The following is an 18,786-nucleotide window of genomic DNA, read 5'->3' as shown; positions in this document are numbered from 1 at the left end:
TCCAGGTTCTGCGTCAGACTTTGCTGCTGGCGTTCGGCCAGGGTTAACTGGGTTTGCAATTGCCGGCACTGTTCTTTTTGCTGCTCGTAACGCTGGGAGTTCTGTTGTAACAGCTGCTGTGCCTGTTGTTGTGCCTGTTGCAGTGATTGCTCGGCCCCGGCATGTTCAGCCAGACTGAATTCAGCCTGCTGGCGCCGCTCATCAAGCAGCGCCTGTTCAATCTCCAGTTCACTGAGCCGGCTGCTCAGTTGCTCGCATTCTGCTGCCAGCTGTAATTGTTGCTGCCGGGCCAGCTCGGCAGCCTGAGCCCGCAGTTGCTGTTCAGTATCAAGTTTCTGCAGCTGCTGGTGCAAATCGGCCAGTAAACGCTGATGCTGCGCCAATACCTGAGCGGCGTCAACATTAGCCTGCCGGGCCTCAGTCGCCTGTTCCGCTAACAAGGCCTGTTCTGCGGCCACTGCGGCCAACTCGTCAGCAATCGCGGTTAACCGCTCACGACGCAGCAGGTTGGAATCAGTGCTGTCAGCACTGCTGCTCTGCCCCCAGTTTTTTCCCAGCCAATGGCCGTCCGCAGTGATGACAGATTGTCCGGCTGACAGATTAACGGCGAGGTTGCGGGCTGCCGCCAGATCAGTGGCCAGCAAAATCGTCTGAAAATAATCCGGATAGCAACCCTGCGTTATTACGCTTGCCAGAGTGCCAGGCAAAGCTTGCTGGCTTGTTGCTTTGACATAACACAGGTTGTCAGCTGCAGCCTCCTCATCTACCACTGCATGCTGCAATGCGCCCAGCGCAGTGGTAACTGCGCCGGCCCAACCGGCTTGCACCGTTAATTGTGCCAGTAATGCCTGCTGGTGTTGTTGCTGACGGGCTATCAGTGCATTTAGCCGCTGTTGCTCCTGGCTTAAAATCTGCTGCCGGGTACCAAGCGCCGCCAATTGCTGGCTGATGGCGGCATTGTGTTCTGTCGTCTGATCCAGCCGTTGCCTGGCCTGTTCGACAGTTTGCATCACGTTATTGCTTTGATCAGTCAGTTGTTGCTGTTTTGCTGCCAGCGTATTGGCATGCTCTGTCGGCTGTTGCTGCTGCAGCTGGTGTAACTGCTGCTGCCGCTGTGATAACTGAGTGTGATACTGTGCTTTCTGACTACCGGTACTTTGCCACTGAAGCTGCGCCTGTTGCTGTTGCTGGCGCAGGTTAAAGTGCTGTTGCTGCCACTGTTGCCAAAGCTGCTGCTGGCTGGCCAGCTCATCCTGTGCCAGCTGTAACTGCTGTTCATGCTCAGCCAGTTGTGCCTCGCATAGCGCTAATTCAGGGCTGTGTTGCTGTTGCAGGTTTATTAAGTCATCAAGTTGTTGTTGCTCTGCGGCAATAAACTGCTCGCTGTCAGCCAGCGTCTGTTGTTTTTGCTGCAACTGGCTGCTGAGCATCTGCTGTTGCTGGCGCTGATGCAGTATTTGCTGCTCCAGCCGGCTGATAGCATTCCCAAGCTGATAGAAGCGGCTTTGCTGCATTTCGGCTTGCTGTCTTGCATCACTGGTTTGCTCTTTTAGTTCAAGCAGTATTCGCTGCTCGCCCTGCATACCTGCCTGATATTTTTCCAGCTCTGTTTCCTGGCTGCTGAGTTGTTGCTCCAGCGCAGTTAACTGATTATTAAACCGTAACCATTTTAATGTGGTCAATTCAGCTTTTAGCTTGCGCTCCTGTGCTTTTAACTCTTTATAGCGCTGAGCAATAGCTGCCTGGCGTTTTAATTTGTCGATATTTTTCGCCAGCTCTTCACGCACATCGGCCAACCGGTCAAGGTTTTCCCTGGTATGTTTAATCCGGTTTTCTGTTTCACGCCGCCGCTCTTTGTATTTGGAGATACCGGCGGCCTCTTCAATAAATACCCTGAGCTCCTGAGGTTTAGACTCTATCAGGCGTGAGATCATGCCTTGCTCAATAATGGCGTAGCTGCGGGGTCCAAGGCCCGTCCCCAGAAAAATGTCGGTAATATCGCGCCGGCGGCATTTGCTGCCATTTAAGAAATAAGTTGACTGGGCTTCGCGGGTGACCAGACGCTTAATCGAGATCTCACTCCGATCAGCCATATTGCCGCTAAGCCGGCCTTCGGTATTCTCGAAAACTAACTCAACCGACGCCTGCGATACCGGTTTTCGCTGACCCGAACCATTAAAAATCACGTCGGTCATTGCATCGCCGCGCAGATTCTTGGCCGAGCTTTCACCCAGAACCCAGCGTACTGCGTCGATGACGTTGGATTTACCGCAGCCGTTCGGGCCGACCACGGCGGTCATTTGCTCAGGAAAAGGAACCTGGGTCGGGTCAACAAAAGACTTAAAGCCGGCCAATTTAATGTGTTTTAAGCGCATCAGGGCAACATGGTTATAGTGTTATTATTGCGTCAGCTCGAATGTAACAGCAGCCTATTCTGCTGTCACGAGAAAATCAGTCTGGCTGCTGACTGCCTGCTATCTTCCGCCGCCAGCGCTGGGCTTTTTCTGCCGCAGTAATCTTAACTGTCTTGCGGATTTTCTTTGGCATCACGACCACCGGCCTGGAAATAAGCAGGCTGTTGGGATAAATGACCTGCTCGTTATCTTTGGTGCGCAATACTGTACTGAACATATTGATTTCTGCAATCCGGCCTTCCAGATAATTACTGCCGTCAATAACCCGCACTTCAGTCCCTTCTGCAAAGGCTTTCTGCCCCAGCAAAATAAAAAATGCGGTAATGTTGCTAAGCAGGCTCCAGGCCGCAAACAAGGCAACCCCAATAACGGCTATCATCGATGACGCCAGTACCAGTAATCCGCGGATATCCAGTCCCCAGATAATACTGAGCACCACTATCAGCAGTAATACCAGCACCAGATGAAATACCGCCGCTGCCCGCTTATTCATTTCAGCTTTAAGCTTACTGCTGGCAATAACCTGATACAGCAACGGCATAACCCGGCCAATAATAACAAAATAAACAATGACGCTTGCCAGCGAAAAAAACAGCTGCACCATGACCGGGTTGATCTGTTGCAGCAGTTGCTGGGCTTGTTGCATAGTCGACAAAATAAGATCTCTTCAGGTTAATCTAAATCGTTCAGGGGCCAGCGCACAATATAGTCTTCAAAGTTGTCCATATCGACGTGAGTTTCGCAGAGGGTTTTATTGCGTACCGACATTTGCTTTTTGTGCATCAGACTTTTCTTGCCACCATTTAGCAGCGGATGCCAGCCGGGTAAACCGCGCCCCTCGTGTAAGCGGCGGTAACTGCAACTGGTCGGCATAAAGAAAATATCTTTTAAATTAGCTTTGGTCAGTGCAATGCAGTCGGGTACCAGCACGCTGCGCTGGCTGTACTGAGTGCACTCACACTTATGGCTGTTCAGATAACGACAAGCGATATTAGTGTAATGCACCTGCTCATCGGCATGCAGGACAGCGGTAGGCCCCTGCGCCTCATCATCATCAATAAATTTATTCAGACAGCATTTTGCACAGCCATCGCACAATGCCTCCCACTCCTCGGTGTTCATCTCATCAAGGGTTTTGGTTTCCCAGTAACGCTCTGCTAATGCCATGCTCAGCTTACCCTGGTCGTGACAGTAAAATAATCGGCCAGCTGCAGTTGCAGCTCGTCACCTTTGTGTAACGGCCCGACACCTGCCGGCGTGCCTGTCAGCACGATATCACCTGCCAGCAAAGTAAAATGATGCGACATTTCACTGATTAACTGACTGATCCCGCGAATCATATTTGCGCTGTTACCTTGCTGCCGCCGACTGCCGTTAACTGTTAAACTGAAGTCCAGTTGCTGCGGATGGGCAATATCGGCGGCGGGTACAAACCCGGCTACCGGGCAGGCCCCATCAAACCCTTTGGCAATCTCCCAGGGCCTGCCAAGCTGTTTCAGGTTAGCCTGCACATCCCGCAGGGTTAAATCGAGCGCCAGACTGTAACCCCAAATCGCTTCGGCCACCTGCTCGGGCAACGCCTGGGTCAGCGACTTACCAATTAATACGGCAATTTCCAGCTCATTGTGCACCGCGCCGCGCCCGGCTGGGATAGCAAAGGCCGGTGCCAGCGGGCACAGCGCCGTGGCCGGTTTAATAAAAAATAACGGTTCAGCCGCTGTTTTGCTTTGCATTTCGGCGATATGGTCCTGATAGTTCTGGCCAATACAGACCACTTTTCCTACCGGTAGCGATATCGTGCTGCTATCACGCTGCTGATGCGAATAATTCATACTTTACTCAGCTATAATCAGGTCGGCCAGATAACCAACACTGGTCACAAAATAATAAGAACGGTTCCAGTGCATCAGACTTTTATAGTTATCGTAGCCTAAAAAAGCCCGGCCTCCGTCGCCATCAGGCAGAATAAGCGCTGCCTGCAAGTCGCGATTGGGCAACGCTTCTCCATTTAACCGGCGCACACCTAACGCATTCCATTCTGCCAGGCTGCGGGCAGACTGATTCCAGCGCCCTAACCAGGCAGCACGCGCCAGGCTGCCGCGCTGAATCGCCAGACCAGTATCAAAGCCATCAGGCAATACCACTTCCCGGCCCCAGGTAATATTATTGTTCCAGTCCTGCTGCTTCAGGTAGTTAGCAATAGAGGCAAAGACATCGAGCTGATTAGTCCAGATATCTTTCTTACCATCGCCGTCACCATCCTGAGCATAGGCTAAAAACGAGCTTGGCATAAACTGGCTCTGGCCCATGGCCCCGGCCCAGGACCCTTTCATATTTTCAAAACTGATATGCCCCTGGGCCAGAATATCCAGCGCATTAAAAAACTCCTGCCGGAAAAAACTCTCACGTCGGCCATCATAGGCCAGTGTAGCTAAGGCTGACGGAATCGAATAGGTACCCATAAAGCGACCAAAGCTACTCTCAAGGCCCCATAATGCGACAATAAAGCGCGGTTGCACGCCATATTTTTCACCAATTTTTTCCAGCTCTGGCAGATATTGCTGGTAGAAACCGCGCGCCATGCTGATCCGGATATCACTGACCCGCTTCGGTAAATAGGTACTGAGTGTTTCAACAAACTCTGGCTGACTCTGATCCGCCTTTACTACCCGCTCGTGGAACGTTAATGAACTGAATACCTGATCCAGCAACGTTTTGTCATAACCTTTCTGCTCAGCTTCCTGACGCAGTAACGCTGTATACTGCTCAAAACTTGGCTTTTCAGGTTGTGTCTGAGCCGTAACATCAGGTGTATTGCCGGTCTGACTGGTGGCCGCAACGGCGACCACAGGCGTCAGTAAGCCGGTTGCCAGCAGCGCTGGTACCCCAATATTTTTTAGCGCTAATTTTAATTTCATATTAACCTTTTTCTGTCTGGATACTGGCTTTATGCTGGGCCAGCAGATTTTCGGGTGGAGGTGGCAGCTGCAGATAAAACCCCTGTTCACTGAGCGCAGTCCGTAACTTCTGAATATCCAGCTGAGCTAATTGTTCCCGCTGTGCCAGATTAATTACCGTCACCAACTGGGGCTGACCAAAGGTCTTCTGCAAAGCAGCCGGGACCGCGCTGAAATCATCGCGCCGTTCCACATATAAATACGTGCCCTCTTTACGCGGGCTTTTATATACAACACATAACATCAATAAATGTCTTCGCTACCTTGCCTAACCGAGGGCGAAACTATAACATGAAGCACAGGTAATGCGCACTGGCCCAAGCGTCAGTGGCATAAATAATACTGCTTATCGCAGTGACAAAAATAACGCGTGCGCCAATAGTTTTATGTCTGATAATTCGTTAGAACTGAAGGGGAGTTTATTCCCTATGTCAGTGTTGCACTGTGCTGATTTAAGCGTGGCAACCCTGCAAAAATTATTAAGCGCCAAACTGGCGCAAGCCCCTGCCTTTTTTCTGCAGGCTCCCATTGTCCTCAATCTTAGCGATGCAAGTGATACTCCCGACTTTACCGCGTTAAAAAGCCTGTTTACTGAACTGAAGTTGGTGTTGGTGGGCGTAACAGCGGCGAATGCTGAGCAGAAAGCTGCGGCCCATGCCGCGGGTCTGGCGGTATTACAAGCTGGCAAGGCAGGTACAAAAACCAGAGAGCCGGCAGCTACCCAGGCAACCGCCGCAAGTGCGGTTACAGCTACAGCGGCAGATACTGCCCCTGCGGCGGTAACGGTAACCATGGACAGCAAAGTCGTCGAACAAACCGTCCGCTCTGGTCAGCAGATTTATGCCAAAGGCACCGATTTAATCGTAAAAGGTGCTGTGGGTGCCGGTGCAGAAGTGATTGCCGATGGCAATATTCATATTTACGGGTCGCTAAGAGGTAAGGCTATCGCCGGTGCCAGTGGCGATACCAGCAAGCGTATTTATTGTTATAACCTGCAGGCTGAACTGGTCTCTATCGCTGGTAATTACTGGCTTAGTGACAGTTTGCAGGGCAAATTCTGGGGCAAATCGGCCTGCATTAAGATGCAGGACGATAGCTTACTCATCACTGAATTAGTGTAAGGATAGTCACTATGGCAAAAATTATTGTGGTTACATCGGGTAAAGGCGGTGTTGGCAAAACCACATCCAGTGCTGCTATTGGCACCGGCTTGGCGCTGGCCGGCCATAAAACGGTTATTGTCGATTTTGATATCGGCCTGCGCAACCTCGACTTAATTATGGGTTGCGAACGCCGGGTAGTATATGACTTTGTTAATGTGATCAATGGCGAAGCAAATTTAAAACAAACCCTGATTAAAGACAAACGTACTGATAATCTGTTTATTTTGCCTGCTTCCCAAACCCGGGATAAAGATGCGCTGACCAAAGACGGTGTTGAACGCGTATTAAACGAGCTGGCCAAGGAATTCGACTTTATTATTTGCGACTCGCCGGCGGGTATTGAGTCCGGGGCCATGATGGCATTGTATTTTGCCGACGAAGCGGTAGTGGTCACCAACCCTGAAGTGTCATCTGTACGCGATTCTGATCGCATTCTTGGCATGTTATCCAGCAAATCTCGCCGCGCCGAACAAGGGCTCGAGGGGATTAAAGAACATTTGCTGCTCACCCGTTATAACCCGGAGCGGGTTGAGAAAGGCGAAATGCTCAGCGTCGAAGATGTAAAAGAGATTCTGGCCATTGAGCTGGTTGGGGTCATTCCGGAATCACAGGCAGTGCTTAATGCCTCTAACTCAGGTCAGCCGGTTATTCTCGATAAAGAGAGTGACGCCGGTCAGGCTTATCTGGATACGATAAAGCGCTTATTAGGCGAACAAGTGCCGTTCCGTTTTCTGAACGTGGAGAAAAAGGGCTTTATTAAAAGGATTTTCGGAGGTTAACTGATGTCATTACTGGACTATTTTCGCTCAAATAAGAAAAACACCGCCAGCACCGCGAAAGAGCGGCTGCAAATCATTGTGGCGCATGAACGCAAACGGCGCAACGGCCCCGATTATCTGCCGCAGTTAGAGCGCGATATTCTGGAGGTTATCCGCAAATATGTTGATATTCCGGCCGACCAGATTGCGGTGTCCTTAGAGCAGCGTGGCGATCAGATCTCGGTGCTGGAGCTTAACGTGACGTTCCCTGAAGACAAGCGCTAATCGCGTTTGCCTTTAAGCTGCCAAAAGCCCGCCTGATGCGGGCTTTTTTTATATGTGGGCTTTACAGCTGCTTTATCACCCCGCCCTGGCATGTGGCTTTTCGGCCGGCGGCTTTCCCCTTCTCCCTTGCCAGCGGCATAAACCTGACCTACTTTAGACTAACCGGGCTGAGCTAACCAACGCATTCAACTGATAAGCCGGGACCTAACGAAACAGCATGCCATAACGGAGAGACCACGATGTTTAAGGCCATTTTAATTAATAAAGACGATCAGGGTTATCATGCGACGTTAAGTCAGGTTGATGAACAGCAGCTACCGGCCGCAGATGTAACAGTGAATATACTGGCCAGTACTATCAACTATAAAGATGCGCTGGCCATCACCGGAAAAGCACCGGTAGTTCGGCGTTTTCCAATGGTGCCAGGCATTGATCTGGTAGGTGAAGTCAGCCATTCAGAGTCGGCCAGATTTGCACCAGGCGATAAGGTGCTGCTAAATGGTTTTGGTGTTGGCGAAGGACATTGGGGGGGCCTGGCCCAAAAAGCCCGCCTGGACAGCAGTTGGCTGATTACGCTGCCAGAGTCGATAAGCCCTGAAAACGCAATGGCCATCGGCACGGCTGGCTACACCGCCATGTTGTGTGTGCTGGCTTTGCAACGGCATGGCATCACACCCAAACAAGGCGAAGTGCTGGTAACCGGTGCGAATGGCGGTGTCGGCAGTTTCGCGGTGCGGATATTAGCCAAACTCGGTTATCAGGTCGTTGCATCCACCGGGCGCCCGGACGAGAGCGACTATCTGAAAAAACTAGGGGCAGCGGACATTATACCGCGCAGCCAGTTGAGCGAACCGGGAAAACCATTACAAAAAGAACGCTGGGCTGCGGTGGTGGATTGTGTTGGCAGCCACACCCTGGCCAATGCCTGCGCCAGCACCCGCTATGGTGGTGCCGTTGCCGCTTGTGGTCTGGCTCAGGGCATGGATTTCCCCTCATCAGTAGCGCCCTTTATTTTGCGAGGGGTAACCTTATATGGCATTGATAGCGTAATGCGGCCCTTAGCTGATCGGGTGCAGGCATGGCAGCATTTAGCGGAACTTCTTAACCAGAGCGATTTTGACGCGATAAGCCAGGTTATTTCGTTAGATCAGGTAATAGAAACAGCCCGGGCATTATTAGCTGGCAAAATACAGGGCCGGGTTATCGTAAAAGTCTGATATTAACCACCAGCTATTATCACAACTAACAAAAACGCCCGCATTAAGCGGGCATTTTGATCGCTACTTAACAGAACCGTTAAAGTGGCGCTTGTCTTTATAAGTTACTCGGGAACAAACCCATCCATTACCGTTAGACCTACGCCCATTAAGCCGGCACCGTCACGGGCAACAGCCGTGTATATTTTATTGGCTTGAAGCGTTAGGGCACCGGTCTCAATGGCAGCCGTTTTAGTCCCGGTTGGGGTCACAGTAACAAAATACTCACCGGCAGCCAGCGGCACATAACCGGTTTCAGCTTTAAATGGCACGTTGCTAAATGCCGGCATAACATTACTGATGTCGCCATCAGCAGTGACATAGATATCAACATTCCCCGCTAACGTAGAACCATGAATGATCCTCACCCGGGCTTCGGTTGCGACAGTGCGGGTGTTGTCCATCAGAACTAATGACTCAATGGCAAATTCATCAGCGTCACTGAGGGACCCCACGGCCAGCACCGTATAAAAAACGCCTGGATCCAGTGTGACATCGGCATCAATCACTGCGGTTTGCGTGTTGGCAACGGCGACTTTGACGTTGTAATCACCCGGCGCCGGAGTAACATAACCGGTAAAGTCAGGGAAAGCTAAGTCTGATACCAGTGGTTCAGCGAAGTTATCATTTACCACGACATCAACCGCCGGTGCGTCTGACACATTGTGCACCACCCGCAGCGACGAGGTTGCACCGTCATCCAGCACAGGTATGACCTCACCCTCTGGGGTTACTGCAATAAGCGATACCGGCGATGCGCCTGAATATTCGCTGTTGATGGCAGCAACCACTAAATCGGTACCAGCTGTCAGCTCCAGGGTATTGCTGTCAAACACCACAGTATCAGTACCCGGCAACGTAATCCTTACCCTGTAATTCCCGGCAGGTACATCAACCGCCTGGGTAAATTCGGTGAATGCCAGTGTATCAAGCGGAGCGCCAAGCGCTTCATCCGGCGCCGTGACATGAATGTCGACGGCAGGTGCCGCAGAGGCAGCATGTACTACCTGAAGTCTGACATTACCGGCAGCTAAATCCGCAATATCAGAGCTGACAACCAGGGGGGCCAGCGTTTCATCTGCAACCAGACCAACAGCAAACACCTTATAATTGGTTGCTTCGGCAAGAGCAAGCTCGGGCACGTTAATCACGGTAGCGGTGTTACCGTCACCCGGTAATATGGCGTCAACGGCCACAGCATAATTTGCTGGCGGTAAGCTGAAACTCCCGGAACTTCTACCATAGGCCAGATTTTCAATAACCACATTACCGTTCACACTGACATTGACCGCAGGGGCATCAAAAGATGCATGCACCACCCGTAATGTAGCGTCAACCACCGGCGGCGGAGGTGGCGGTGGGGTCGGTGTTGGTAAATCTGTATCGCTGTCAAAACAACCTGCAAGTGATAAAGTTAAAACAGCCGGTACGGCAAATTTTAGTATTCCTTTCATGGTTATTACCCTTTTGTTAATAGGTGCGCAACAGTTACGCCGCAGCAAACAAAAAGGGATCATATTTTTTTAATGCAGATTTTCGCCATAATTAACCAAAATTTTCTATTGATCTGATTTATTAATAACAACGTTATTTACAGATCATTTATGATATCGCTTACCTGAGCCGGCCTGGGTAAGCGGGGCAGCAACAGTTGCTGGCGCCAACCGGTTAGATATTCAGGTATCGGCAGCAATACCCGTTCTTCATCGGTTACCCGCCAGCACCAGTTAAAATACTCATGCATCTGCCGTCGGATTGAGATAAAAGCAGCAGGAATGGCTGTTTCAGCAGCAGTGTCTTTTACTGCCTGAGTCAGTTCAGCCAGCACAGCTTTTTCACCCGGAAAATGTTCGGGATAGTAAAAGGCTTGCGGACAATTTTCTTGTGGCAACTGTTTTGCCAGCTCAATTAAATCGATCAGTGTTTTGGCATGACGACGCAAATCGCGGCTGGCCAACCCGGGGATATTTAATAAACTCTCGACAGAACCGGGTTTGCGTTTTGCCAGTTCCAGCAACTGAAAATCTTTAATAACCAGGCCAAGCGCCAAGTCACGGCTTGCCGCATATTCCAGCCGCCAGGCAACTAATTCCCGTAATACCGCCAACTCACGGCTACGTAACTGGCTACTGTTTTTCATTTCAAGATACTTAAAGCGGGCAGGCAGCGGATTTGCTCTTCGCTGTTGAAGTTGCTGCCCTTCGGCAAGCAACAACGGCAGGTGTGCCGGATTAGTAAACTGTGCCATTAGATGCTGATACAGGGGCAGTAAATACGTCACGTCATTGGCAGCGTATTCTAACTGCTTTGCCGCCAGCGGCCGGGCCAGCCAGTCAGTTCGTGACTCGCTTTTATCTAATACCTGACCGGTTGCCTGTTCGACCAGCCTGGCATAGCCGATACTGCTGCCCCAGCCTAACAACTCTGCTGCCAGCTGGGTATCAAATAGCGGTTGAATATGGGTAATCCCAATCGTTGCCAGTGCTTCCAGATCTTCGGTGCAGGAATGCAGGGTTTTGACAATGGTTTCATCGGCAAACAACTGTGCCAGCGGCTGCCAGTCAGTAATGGCAAGCGGGTCAATCAGGGCCAGCTGTTTACCGTCAAACAACTGGATCAGCCCCAACTTGGGATATAACGTACTCTGGCGGATAAATTCAGAATCAACAGCCAGTACCGGCTGACTGGCTGCATGCTGACAATACTGAGCCAGACTAAGATTATCGGTTAGCAAATAACTCATCAAAACTTCTCATAAAAAACAAAGCCGGCAGATGCCGGCTTTGGATTAATCCCGCAATTCACGCCGCAGAATTTTACCCACATTGGTTTTTGGTAATTCGTCTCTGAATTCTACCAGTTTTGGTACCTTGTAGCCCGTTAAATGTTGTTTGCAGTGGGCTATTACCTGCTCTTCTGTCAGTGTCGGGTCTTTTTTAACGATCACAACTTTGACAACTTCACCGGAATTATCGTTTGCCACACCGACAGCGGCAACTTCCAGCACTTTTTCGTCCATCGCCACCACTTCTTCAATTTCATTCGGGAACACGTTAAAGCCGGAAACAATAATCATGTCTTTTTTCCGGTCAACGATGTAGAAGAAGCCTTCTTTGTCCATCGTGGCAATATCCCCGGTGTAAAGCCAGCCATCTTTGATCGTTTTCGCCGTTTCTTCAGGCCGGTTCAGATACCCCAGCATGACCTGAGGCCCTTTGACCAACATTTCACCCGGCTCTCCGACCGCAACCTCATTGCCGTCTTCATCGATTAATCGGATTAGGGTCGATGGTGCAGGTAAACCAATACTACCGTTAAAATCATCCAGATCAAACGGGCTTAATGTCACCAGCGGACAGCACTCTGTTAAACCGTAACCTTCAAGTAAGCGGGTTTTTGTGACTTTTTTCCAGCGTTCTGCCACCGGCCGCTGTACCGCCATGCCGCCCCCTAATGACAGTTTTAACCGGCTGAAATCCAACTCAGCGAAGCCCGGAGTATTCAGCAGGCCATTAAACAGGGTATTGACGCCGGTAATGGCAGTAAACGGAAACTTTGCAAGCTCTTTAACAAAACCGGGCATATCTCTTGGGTTGGTGATCAGTAAGTTAGTGCCACCAAACTTAAAGAAAGTAAAGAAATTGGCGGTTAAGGCAAAGATATGATAAAGCGGTAACGCAGTAACCACATGCTCTTTGCCATGTTCAAGGAAACTATCCAGAAAAGCAGTACACTGTTCCAGATTCGCCACCATGTTGCGATGCGTTAACATCGCCCCTTTCGACACGCCGGTTGTGCCACCGGTATACTGCAGAAAAGCAATATCGTCGCCGCCAATCTCTGGCTTCTGGTACTTTAAATGCTGGCCTTTTTCCAGCACCGCATTAAACATAACAAATTTGCTGAGTTTATATGCCGGTACCAGCTTTTTAACATGCTTAACCACCAGGTTGACAATGCTGCCTTTAACCAGGCCCAGCATATCGCCCATTTTGGTCAGAATAACATGTTCCACTTGCAGTTGTTTTTCGACCGCAGCCAGGGTATGGGCAAAGTTTTCAACAATGACTATCGCTTTAGCTTTGGAGTCTGATAACTGGTGTTGCAATTCTCGCGGCGTATAAAGCGGGTTGACATTGACCACGGTACAACCGGCACGTAAAACGCCCATTAGCACGACTGGATATTGCAACAGATTTGGCATCATGATGGCGACAGCGTCACCTTTTTTCAGGCCAAGGTCTTTTTGTAAATAGGCAGCAAAAGCTTTGCTGAGTTTGTCCAGTTCACGATAAGTGATACTTTTCCCCATATTGATAAACGCCGTTCTGTCGGCATACTGACTAATACTCTGGGAAAAGATATCGAGCAGCGAAGGGTAATGATCAGCATCAATTTCTGCGGGCACACCTGACGGGTAACGCTTCAACCAAACTTTATCCACCGTCCTCTCCTTTTTGTTAAGGTTATTATTTTATAGTTATTTATATGGCTGCCTGCAATAACTGTCTGAGGATTACTGCCGGATAAAAAGCCTAATACTGAGTATTTACTCTAGCGCCAATCATCCCATAATTAGCCGCCCTGCACAATTAGAACAATAATGGTGGCTTGTCAGCGTTGTGCTCAGGGCTTAATAAATTTCAGCGTCATCCGGTCACTTTCGCCAATTGCCAGGTACATGTCCCGGTTAACATTCCCTAAGGCCAACGTCGGTGGCAGGGTATACACTCCCTTGGGGTAGTCTTTACTATCAAGCTTATTGGCATTGATTTCACTGCGTGCCACCAGCTGAAATCCAACCTGCTCAGCGGCTTCGATAACATAAGCCTCATCAAGATAGCCCTCTACGGCCACACTGGTTGTATCAGATAACGGTGCAGCCCGATGTTCAACCAGACCCAATACGCCGCCGGGTTTAATCAGATCATATAAACTCTGCAGTGTCGCCGACAAATGGCCACTCTCATCCCATATATGAGCATTACGAAAAGACAATACCATATCAAATTGTTCGGCTGCCAACGCCGGTTCAAAATACGGAGGTTCAAGTTCTATCTGATGAACAGGGCCAAAATAATCCTGCTGCTCAGTGATTTTTTCTGACAATGCGGCACTGAGCCGGGCCCAGAATTTCGCCCGTTCATCTTTTAACGTACCATCGTCCTGCCGGAACTGGGCGATAGTGAACTGTCCCTGCTCTTTTAAATAGGGCGCCAGAATTTCAGTGTACCAGCCGCGGCCCGGCCATACTTCAAGCACCGCCATATCAGGCCTGATCCCAAAAAAATACAAGGTATCAGCCGGGTTACGGTATTGGTTGCGGGCGATGTGCTCGGCGCTGCGGACACTGCTGTGGGCCAGCTCGCTTAATTTTTGACGTGGATCAGCTTCGTTTGCCACCGTTTGCCAGACCAGACTAAGGCCTGCTGCCAGTACTATGTTTGTTATTATTTTTCTCATAGCTTCCTTTTACAACTACTCAGTATGCTAGACATCATACGGTTATGACCACAGTACAACGTATTGGTTCTAAGATAGCCTGCAAGGCTGAAAATTGTCCAGCAAAACACGTAACTGACAATTTGCCTGAAAAAAAGCCAGCCTGTCTCAAGCTGCTTGGTTGGCTTGACAAGTTGACGTACACTTGCCCCATTTCCGTGCCACTACAGGTTTATCCGATGCGTACTGCTGTTTTATCGCTGGCAATAGCCAGTTTGTTGCCCGTTGTCAGTGTTGCTGCACCAAAAAATATTATTTATATGATTGGTGATGGTATGGGGCCATCCTATGTGGCAGCGTACCGTTATTATCAGCATAATCCTGCCGATGCCACAGTGGCTAATACCGTTTATGATGATTTGCTGACCGGGATGGCCAGTACCTATCCGGATGATGAGACCCTGGTCACAGACTCTGCTGCTGCTGCCACTGCGCTGGCCACCGGGATAAAAAGCTTTAACGGGGCTATTGCCGTTAACCGGCAACATATCCCGATTGGCACCATGATGCAGCTTGCAAAACGTCTGGGTAAAGCCAATGGTATTGTTGCCAGCTCTCAGGTTAATCACGCTACTCCGGCAGCATTTCTGGCTCACAGCAGCAGCCGGCGCAATATGAATGATATTGCAGATATGTATCTGGACTACCGGATTAATGGCAAACCGGTAGCTGACTTAATTTTTGGTGGCGGCACTGATTATTTTGTCCGGGACGATCGAAACCTGGTGCAGGGCTTCACTGAGCTTGGCTATCAGTATACCGACGATTACCGTCAGCTCAGTACACTGACCCGTTTGCCCGCCATGGCGTTACTGGCTGAAAGTGGTTTACCGGCGGTGCTCAATTCTGACAATGATGGCATGCTGGCGCCGCTGACGGAAAAAGCGCTGCAATTATTGTCGCCTGCAAAGCAGGGTTTCGTGCTGATGGTAGAGGGCAGTCAGATTGACTGGTGCGGTCATGACAATGATATTGCCTGTGCTATGGCTGAAATGAATGACTTTGCCAAAGCCATCAGTGTTGCCAGAGCTTACGTTGATGCCAATCCGGACACCCTATTAATTGTGACTGCTGATCATGAAACCGGCGGCTTATCGTTAGGGGCGCACGGCGTATATCAGTGGCGGCCCGATGTCATTAAAAAAGTGAAGGCAACCGGCAGAGAAATAGTAAAACAATTACAACAATTACAAGATCCTCAGCAGATTAGCGAGCGGTACACTGCGCTGACAGGCATCACCCTCGAACAGGCACAACTGCAGTTGCTGCTGTCAGCATTACAAAATACCGATGATAAGGTCGCGCGCAGCCAGGTCCTGCGGTTTATCAGTGACGCTTCATTTACCGGCTGGACCAGCGGTGGCCATACCGCAGCAGATGTACAGGTTATGGCCTACGGCAAAAACGCTGATGAATTTAAGGGCTTTATGGATAATACCAGCATTGCCAAAAAGCTGATTCGCTATATTCAACACGCTCAGTAGCTGATAATTTACTGATACCGGATCGAGGTGTTCTGCTTGGCAACAAATCGATTTTGTTGAGCTGTTTACTCAGCGGCGATCAGCTTTCGACGTAAATCCGGTGCCATTGTGTCCGGGTGCAACCAGATATCAAAAAACGCAGGAGCAAATGCCTTATCCTGCACAGTGCCGATATCTGTGCCATTAAAGAAGAACTGCACCTGGCCCTGCTTCGTTAACAACGCCGCCAGCTGGTCTCCTTCTTCCACATCACGCCACAACTCACGAAGCCGCTCAGCCCACTGCTGTTGCTGCTGCGCCGTGCTGTTATCCAGCTTCTGCCATTGCTCCACTGTTGCATCGATAAACTCCTGTTTGCTGATCTCGCGCTTATAAGTCAGCTCAAGCAGCAGCGGCCGGCTTTGCTGGTAATCGCTAAAGGTGCCATCAGCGCTGGCCAGTCTGGCATCGTAAAGCTGCCAGAATAAATAACGGTAACTGCCCTCTCCGACGGTTGTCAGATCAGGCGTCGCTGCCACCAGGCCAGCAAAACCAAGGGCAACGATACTACTTATCAGTCTGCGCATATAACCTCCTGCTGTATCCCAGTATGATACCAATGAATCCCCAGACCACTACCAGTATGACAAAAGACCAGGGAGCCAGTGGAAATTGCAATTCCCCGCCACTGAGTGTCGCGCCACCCAGATAGGATAAAGGACCACCGGTTGCACCAAGCAACCACCCAAGCCACCAGGGTCGCAGAAAGCCGGCCATGGTCTCAACCGCCGCCAGCGCGAATAGCAACCAGATTAATATAAACCAACCAGGCAATAAGCTGCTGTCACTAAAGGACATCACATTTAACGTCACCAGTACGCTGTCTATCATGATGCCGGATGCGGCGATAATAATAACCGCCAGCCTGGCCCGGTTAGGCAGATGGTACAAACCGAACAACAAATAAGCTACTGCCGGCAGTGCTGCAATACCCTGAAAATAAACCAGCGCCAGCCAGGCCAGCTCAAAGCCGATAATTGATCGCCAGTGAATACCCTGATGGGGTGTCAGATACCCTTCTGCTGTCGTCGTACTGAACGTGTTCATTATTGTCTCATCTTGCTGGCCAGTTTGTTGCGCAAACCATAAGGCAACAAGCTCAGTGTCTTTAATATAAAACTTAACCGGCGCGGAAAGCGCAGCCGGCTTTTTCCTGCACTGATCCCATCGAGGATCCGGTTGGCCGCCACTGTCACGTCCATCAGAAATGGCATATCAAAATCATTCTGCCGGGTCAGCGGCGTATCGATAAAGCCGGGTTCAATCAGGCAGACATTAATATCAGTATCGGCCAAATCAACCCGCAGGCTGTCAGCGAAATAGGCCACTGCGGCCTTGCTGGCGCCATAGGCTTCGGCTCGGGTGAACGGAAAAAAATGTGACATTGAACTGACAATTGCCAGGGTAGGACGCTGCCCTTTGTTCAGTAAAGGCAGCAGGTAGCGGGTACAGCACACGACTCCCTGTACATTGACAGCAAACGTACGCTCGAATGCAGCCAGATCAAGGTCTGCCACATCAACATATTCGCAGGTACCGGCATTTAGTATAACAACGTCAAATGTCTGACCGTCAGGTAAGGCAGTCGCCCAGCTTGCCAGCGCCACGCTGTCTGTGACATCGAGACTGACCGGTTTAACATTGTCATGCTTTGCCGCGAGCTCAGCCAATTTATCTGCTGAACGGGCAACTGCGTACACCTGCCAACCTTTGCTGGCATAAAGCGATGCGGTCGCTTTGCCAAGACCAGAGCTGGCACCGGTTATCAAACAGGTTTTAGCCATAATATATCCTTATACTGATGCTGCACCGCAGCATATAACGACTTTATTATGGGATAACTACGCGAGTTAACGACAGCTGGATTAGTTCAGGCGTAAAGATCAACGCCCATTAGTAACTGAACCTCAGCACGACGCTGCTCATTCTGCTGGCTCTGGTAGGCGGCAACGGCTTGCTGAGCGCGAGTGCCGGTGCTGTTCTGAAAGTTGCTCCGCTGGTTACGTTCGTTATCCAGTTGATTAATGACCTTTTGGCTGGCGCGGACACCAGAGCCAGCACTGGCCGGTGCAGACTGAGCATTATCAGCAGATATAGTTGCCCTGCGCTGCTCGCTGCCGGCAAAGACAGTGGCGACGTTAGCGGGGGCATTCAGGCTTTGATTAACAGTCAGGCTCATCACATCTTCAACCTAAACAAACTGCGGTAATTATAACCCGTTTACCACTTTAGCCAAGTATTTTATCTGCCAGGCAATTTTTTCCAGCTGACTTCGTCGCGCACATAACTGGCTTCTGCCTGTTCAGCAACAACAAAAGCGCCGGCATAAAAGGCGGGCCGGGCCAATGTCAGCATATCCCGCGCCGACGGATACAGGATATCGTCGGCAATCCTGGCTGACTGTGCCTGTTGCAATTCAGCGGCATAAGTTTGCCAGCCGGTACCTACCGCCATGACCTCGCCGGTTAAACCCAGTGGCGCCAGCAAGGGGGGTTTAATCGCCTGCTCAGCGGTAAGTTGCTGCACCAGGCCATTATGATCAGTGCGATAACTTGCCAGATAAACCTCTGCCATTCTGGCATCGATAGCGGCGACTACCTGACTGGCCTGATGCAGCCGCACTGCTGCCTGGGCCATTGCCGCTAATGTCGAGACACCAAATACCGGTAAATCAGCACCAAATGCCAGGCCCTGGGCCACCGAAACCCCAATCCGCACACCGGTAAAACTACCAGGACCGCGACCAAACACAATGCCGTCCAGGCTGGTTAAGTTAAGGCCGGCTTCGGCTAACAGACTATCAATCATTGGCAGCACTCTTTTACTGTGCTGCTGCGGACAGACCTCATCCAGAGCAAGAATATCGCCCTGCATGAGCAGCGCCACCGAACATGCTTCAGTTGAGGTATCTAATGCCAGTAACTTCAC

At 50.4% G+C, this 18,786-nt stretch carries 20 protein-coding genes; 5 read left to right on the top strand and 15 right to left on the bottom strand.

What is annotated here, in order from left to right; all coding sequences use genetic code 11:
• The 6 genes from smc to R3177_RS00570 form a co-directional block, all read right to left on the bottom strand.
• Positions 1 to 2,375, bottom strand: a 2,375-nt coding sequence (gene smc / locus R3177_RS00595) for a chromosome segregation protein SMC (protein WP_318969097.1), incomplete at its 3' end; no start/stop codon positions are given.
• Between the two features lie 76 nt (positions 2,376 to 2,451).
• Complete coding sequence (locus R3177_RS00590) at positions 2,452 to 3,060, bottom strand: mechanosensitive ion channel domain-containing protein (protein ID WP_318969100.1); 609 nt, start codon at positions 3,058 to 3,060, stop codon at positions 2,452 to 2,454.
• Positions 3,061 to 3,086: 26 nt separating this feature from the next.
• Positions 3,087 to 3,581, bottom strand: a complete 495-nt coding sequence (locus tag R3177_RS00585) for a YcgN family cysteine cluster protein (protein WP_318969096.1) — start codon at positions 3,579 to 3,581, stop codon at positions 3,087 to 3,089.
• Between the two features lie 2 nt (positions 3,582 to 3,583).
• On the bottom strand, positions 3,584 to 4,246 hold the full coding sequence (locus R3177_RS00580) for a fumarylacetoacetate hydrolase family protein (protein ID WP_318969095.1): 663 nt from the start codon (positions 4,244 to 4,246) through the stop codon (positions 3,584 to 3,586).
• 3 nt (positions 4,247 to 4,249) lie between these two features.
• Positions 4,250 to 5,332, bottom strand: a complete 1,083-nt coding sequence (locus R3177_RS00575) for a lytic murein transglycosylase (RefSeq protein ID WP_318969094.1) — start codon at positions 5,330 to 5,332, stop codon at positions 4,250 to 4,252.
• Between the two features lies 1 nt (position 5,333).
• Positions 5,334 to 5,615 (bottom strand): YcgL domain-containing protein, encoded by a 282-nt coding sequence (locus tag R3177_RS00570; protein WP_318969093.1) that lies wholly within the window; start codon positions 5,613 to 5,615, stop codon positions 5,334 to 5,336.
• A gap of 142 nt (positions 5,616 to 5,757) precedes the next feature.
• Here R3177_RS00570 and minC point away from each other — a divergent pair, with 142 nt between their 5' ends.
• From minC to R3177_RS00550, 4 genes are all read left to right on the top strand, one after another.
• Positions 5,758 to 6,492 (top strand): septum site-determining protein MinC, encoded by a 735-nt coding sequence (gene minC / locus R3177_RS00565; protein ID WP_318969099.1) that lies wholly within the window; start codon positions 5,758 to 5,760, stop codon positions 6,490 to 6,492.
• 11 nt (positions 6,493 to 6,503) lie between these two features.
• On the top strand, positions 6,504 to 7,313 hold the full coding sequence (gene minD / locus R3177_RS00560; RefSeq protein ID WP_318969092.1) for a septum site-determining protein MinD: 810 nt from the start codon (positions 6,504 to 6,506) through the stop codon (positions 7,311 to 7,313).
• 3 nt (positions 7,314 to 7,316) lie between these two features.
• Positions 7,317 to 7,577: a cell division topological specificity factor MinE gene (gene minE / locus R3177_RS00555; RefSeq protein ID WP_318969091.1), complete on the top strand. Its 261-nt coding sequence runs from the start codon at positions 7,317 to 7,319 to the stop codon at positions 7,575 to 7,577.
• Between the two features lie 239 nt (positions 7,578 to 7,816).
• Positions 7,817 to 8,794 carry an MDR family oxidoreductase gene (locus tag R3177_RS00550; RefSeq protein ID WP_318969090.1) on the top strand — a complete coding sequence of 326 codons (978 nt, stop codon included), beginning with the start codon at positions 7,817 to 7,819 and terminating at the stop codon, positions 8,792 to 8,794.
• Between the two features lie 104 nt (positions 8,795 to 8,898).
• Here the strand turns inward: R3177_RS00550 and R3177_RS00545 are convergent, their stop codons facing one another.
• The 4 genes from R3177_RS00545 to R3177_RS00530 all read right to left on the bottom strand — a co-directional run bounded on the left by R3177_RS00545 (position 8,899) and on the right by R3177_RS00530 (position 14,296).
• Positions 8,899 to 10,287 carry a DUF4397 domain-containing protein gene (locus tag R3177_RS00545; RefSeq protein ID WP_318969089.1) on the bottom strand — a complete coding sequence of 463 codons (1,389 nt, stop codon included), beginning with the start codon at positions 10,285 to 10,287 and terminating at the stop codon, positions 8,899 to 8,901.
• A gap of 137 nt (positions 10,288 to 10,424) precedes the next feature.
• Entirely contained in the window at positions 10,425 to 11,576 is a 1,152-nt protein-coding gene (gene rnd / locus R3177_RS00540; RefSeq protein WP_318969088.1) for a ribonuclease D, read from the bottom strand.
• Positions 11,577 to 11,621: 45 nt separating this feature from the next.
• Entirely contained in the window at positions 11,622 to 13,277 is a 1,656-nt protein-coding gene (gene fadD, locus R3177_RS00535) for a long-chain-fatty-acid--CoA ligase FadD (RefSeq protein WP_318969087.1), read from the bottom strand.
• A 182-nt stretch (positions 13,278 to 13,459) separates the two neighbouring features.
• Positions 13,460 to 14,296 carry a methyltransferase gene (locus tag R3177_RS00530; protein ID WP_318969086.1) on the bottom strand — a complete coding sequence of 279 codons (837 nt, stop codon included), beginning with the start codon at positions 14,294 to 14,296 and terminating at the stop codon, positions 13,460 to 13,462.
• A gap of 218 nt (positions 14,297 to 14,514) precedes the next feature.
• Here R3177_RS00530 and R3177_RS00525 point away from each other — a divergent pair, with 218 nt between their 5' ends.
• Positions 14,515 to 15,819: an alkaline phosphatase gene (locus tag R3177_RS00525; RefSeq protein WP_318969085.1), complete on the top strand. Its 1,305-nt coding sequence runs from the start codon at positions 14,515 to 14,517 to the stop codon at positions 15,817 to 15,819.
• A gap of 65 nt (positions 15,820 to 15,884) precedes the next feature.
• On the opposite strand, the gene R3177_RS00520 is transcribed toward R3177_RS00525, so the two are convergent.
• From R3177_RS00520 to tsaB, 5 genes are all read right to left on the bottom strand, one after another.
• Positions 15,885 to 16,385 (bottom strand): chalcone isomerase family protein, encoded by a 501-nt coding sequence (locus R3177_RS00520; RefSeq protein WP_318969084.1) that lies wholly within the window; start codon positions 16,383 to 16,385, stop codon positions 15,885 to 15,887.
• A complete protein-coding gene (locus tag R3177_RS00515; RefSeq protein WP_318969083.1) occupies positions 16,366 to 16,905 on the bottom strand; it encodes a DUF2878 domain-containing protein in 540 nt (179 codons plus the stop codon). The genes R3177_RS00520 and R3177_RS00515 overlap by 20 nt, the downstream gene beginning before the upstream one ends.
• Complete coding sequence (locus tag R3177_RS00510; protein ID WP_318969082.1) at positions 16,905 to 17,642, bottom strand: SDR family NAD(P)-dependent oxidoreductase; 738 nt, start codon at positions 17,640 to 17,642, stop codon at positions 16,905 to 16,907. The genes R3177_RS00515 and R3177_RS00510 overlap by 1 nt, the downstream gene beginning before the upstream one ends.
• Before the next feature lie 86 nt (positions 17,643 to 17,728).
• Positions 17,729 to 18,037 (bottom strand): hypothetical protein, encoded by a 309-nt coding sequence (locus tag R3177_RS00505; protein WP_318969081.1) that lies wholly within the window; start codon positions 18,035 to 18,037, stop codon positions 17,729 to 17,731.
• Positions 18,038 to 18,099: 62 nt separating this feature from the next.
• Entirely contained in the window at positions 18,100 to 18,786 is a 687-nt protein-coding gene (gene tsaB, locus R3177_RS00500; protein WP_318969080.1) for a tRNA (adenosine(37)-N6)-threonylcarbamoyltransferase complex dimerization subunit type 1 TsaB, read from the bottom strand.

This window comes from Arsukibacterium sp. (assembly GCF_033722355.1).
Classification (GTDB): domain Bacteria; phylum Pseudomonadota; class Gammaproteobacteria; order Enterobacterales; family Alteromonadaceae; genus Alishewanella.
The sequence above is the reverse complement of the archived record's forward strand: the minus strand, read 5'-3'. Positions and strand labels throughout refer to the sequence as shown.

Coding starts and splice junctions, on each gene's coding strand:
- R3177_RS00590 (WP_318969100.1), bottom strand. CDS start 3,060: ATGCAACAAGCCCAGCAACTGCTGCAACAGATCAACCCGGTCATGGTG.
- R3177_RS00585 (WP_318969096.1), bottom strand. CDS start 3,581: ATGGCATTAGCAGAGCGTTACTGGGAAACCAAAACCCTTGATGAGATG.
- R3177_RS00580 (WP_318969095.1), bottom strand. CDS start 4,246: ATGAATTATTCGCATCAGCAGCGTGATAGCAGCACGATATCGCTACCG.
- R3177_RS00575 (WP_318969094.1), bottom strand. CDS start 5,332: ATGAAATTAAAATTAGCGCTAAAAAATATTGGGGTACCAGCGCTGCTG.
- R3177_RS00570 (WP_318969093.1), bottom strand. CDS start 5,615: ATGTTATGTGTTGTATATAAAAGCCCGCGTAAAGAGGGCACGTATTTA.
- minC (WP_318969099.1), top strand. CDS start 5,758: ATGTCTGATAATTCGTTAGAACTGAAGGGGAGTTTATTCCCTATGTCA.
- minD (WP_318969092.1), top strand. CDS start 6,504: ATGGCAAAAATTATTGTGGTTACATCGGGTAAAGGCGGTGTTGGCAAA.
- minE (WP_318969091.1), top strand. CDS start 7,317: ATGTCATTACTGGACTATTTTCGCTCAAATAAGAAAAACACCGCCAGC.
- R3177_RS00550 (WP_318969090.1), top strand. CDS start 7,817: ATGTTTAAGGCCATTTTAATTAATAAAGACGATCAGGGTTATCATGCG.
- R3177_RS00545 (WP_318969089.1), bottom strand. CDS start 10,287: ATGAAAGGAATACTAAAATTTGCCGTACCGGCTGTTTTAACTTTATCA.
- rnd (WP_318969088.1), bottom strand. CDS start 11,576: ATGAGTTATTTGCTAACCGATAATCTTAGTCTGGCTCAGTATTGTCAG.
- R3177_RS00530 (WP_318969086.1), bottom strand. CDS start 14,296: ATGAGAAAAATAATAACAAACATAGTACTGGCAGCAGGCCTTAGTCTG.
- R3177_RS00525 (WP_318969085.1), top strand. CDS start 14,515: ATGCGTACTGCTGTTTTATCGCTGGCAATAGCCAGTTTGTTGCCCGTT.
- R3177_RS00520 (WP_318969084.1), bottom strand. CDS start 16,385: ATGCGCAGACTGATAAGTAGTATCGTTGCCCTTGGTTTTGCTGGCCTG.
- R3177_RS00515 (WP_318969083.1), bottom strand. CDS start 16,905: ATGAACACGTTCAGTACGACGACAGCAGAAGGGTATCTGACACCCCAT.
- R3177_RS00510 (WP_318969082.1), bottom strand. CDS start 17,642: ATGGCTAAAACCTGTTTGATAACCGGTGCCAGCTCTGGTCTTGGCAAA.
- R3177_RS00505 (WP_318969081.1), bottom strand. CDS start 18,037: ATGAGCCTGACTGTTAATCAAAGCCTGAATGCCCCCGCTAACGTCGCC.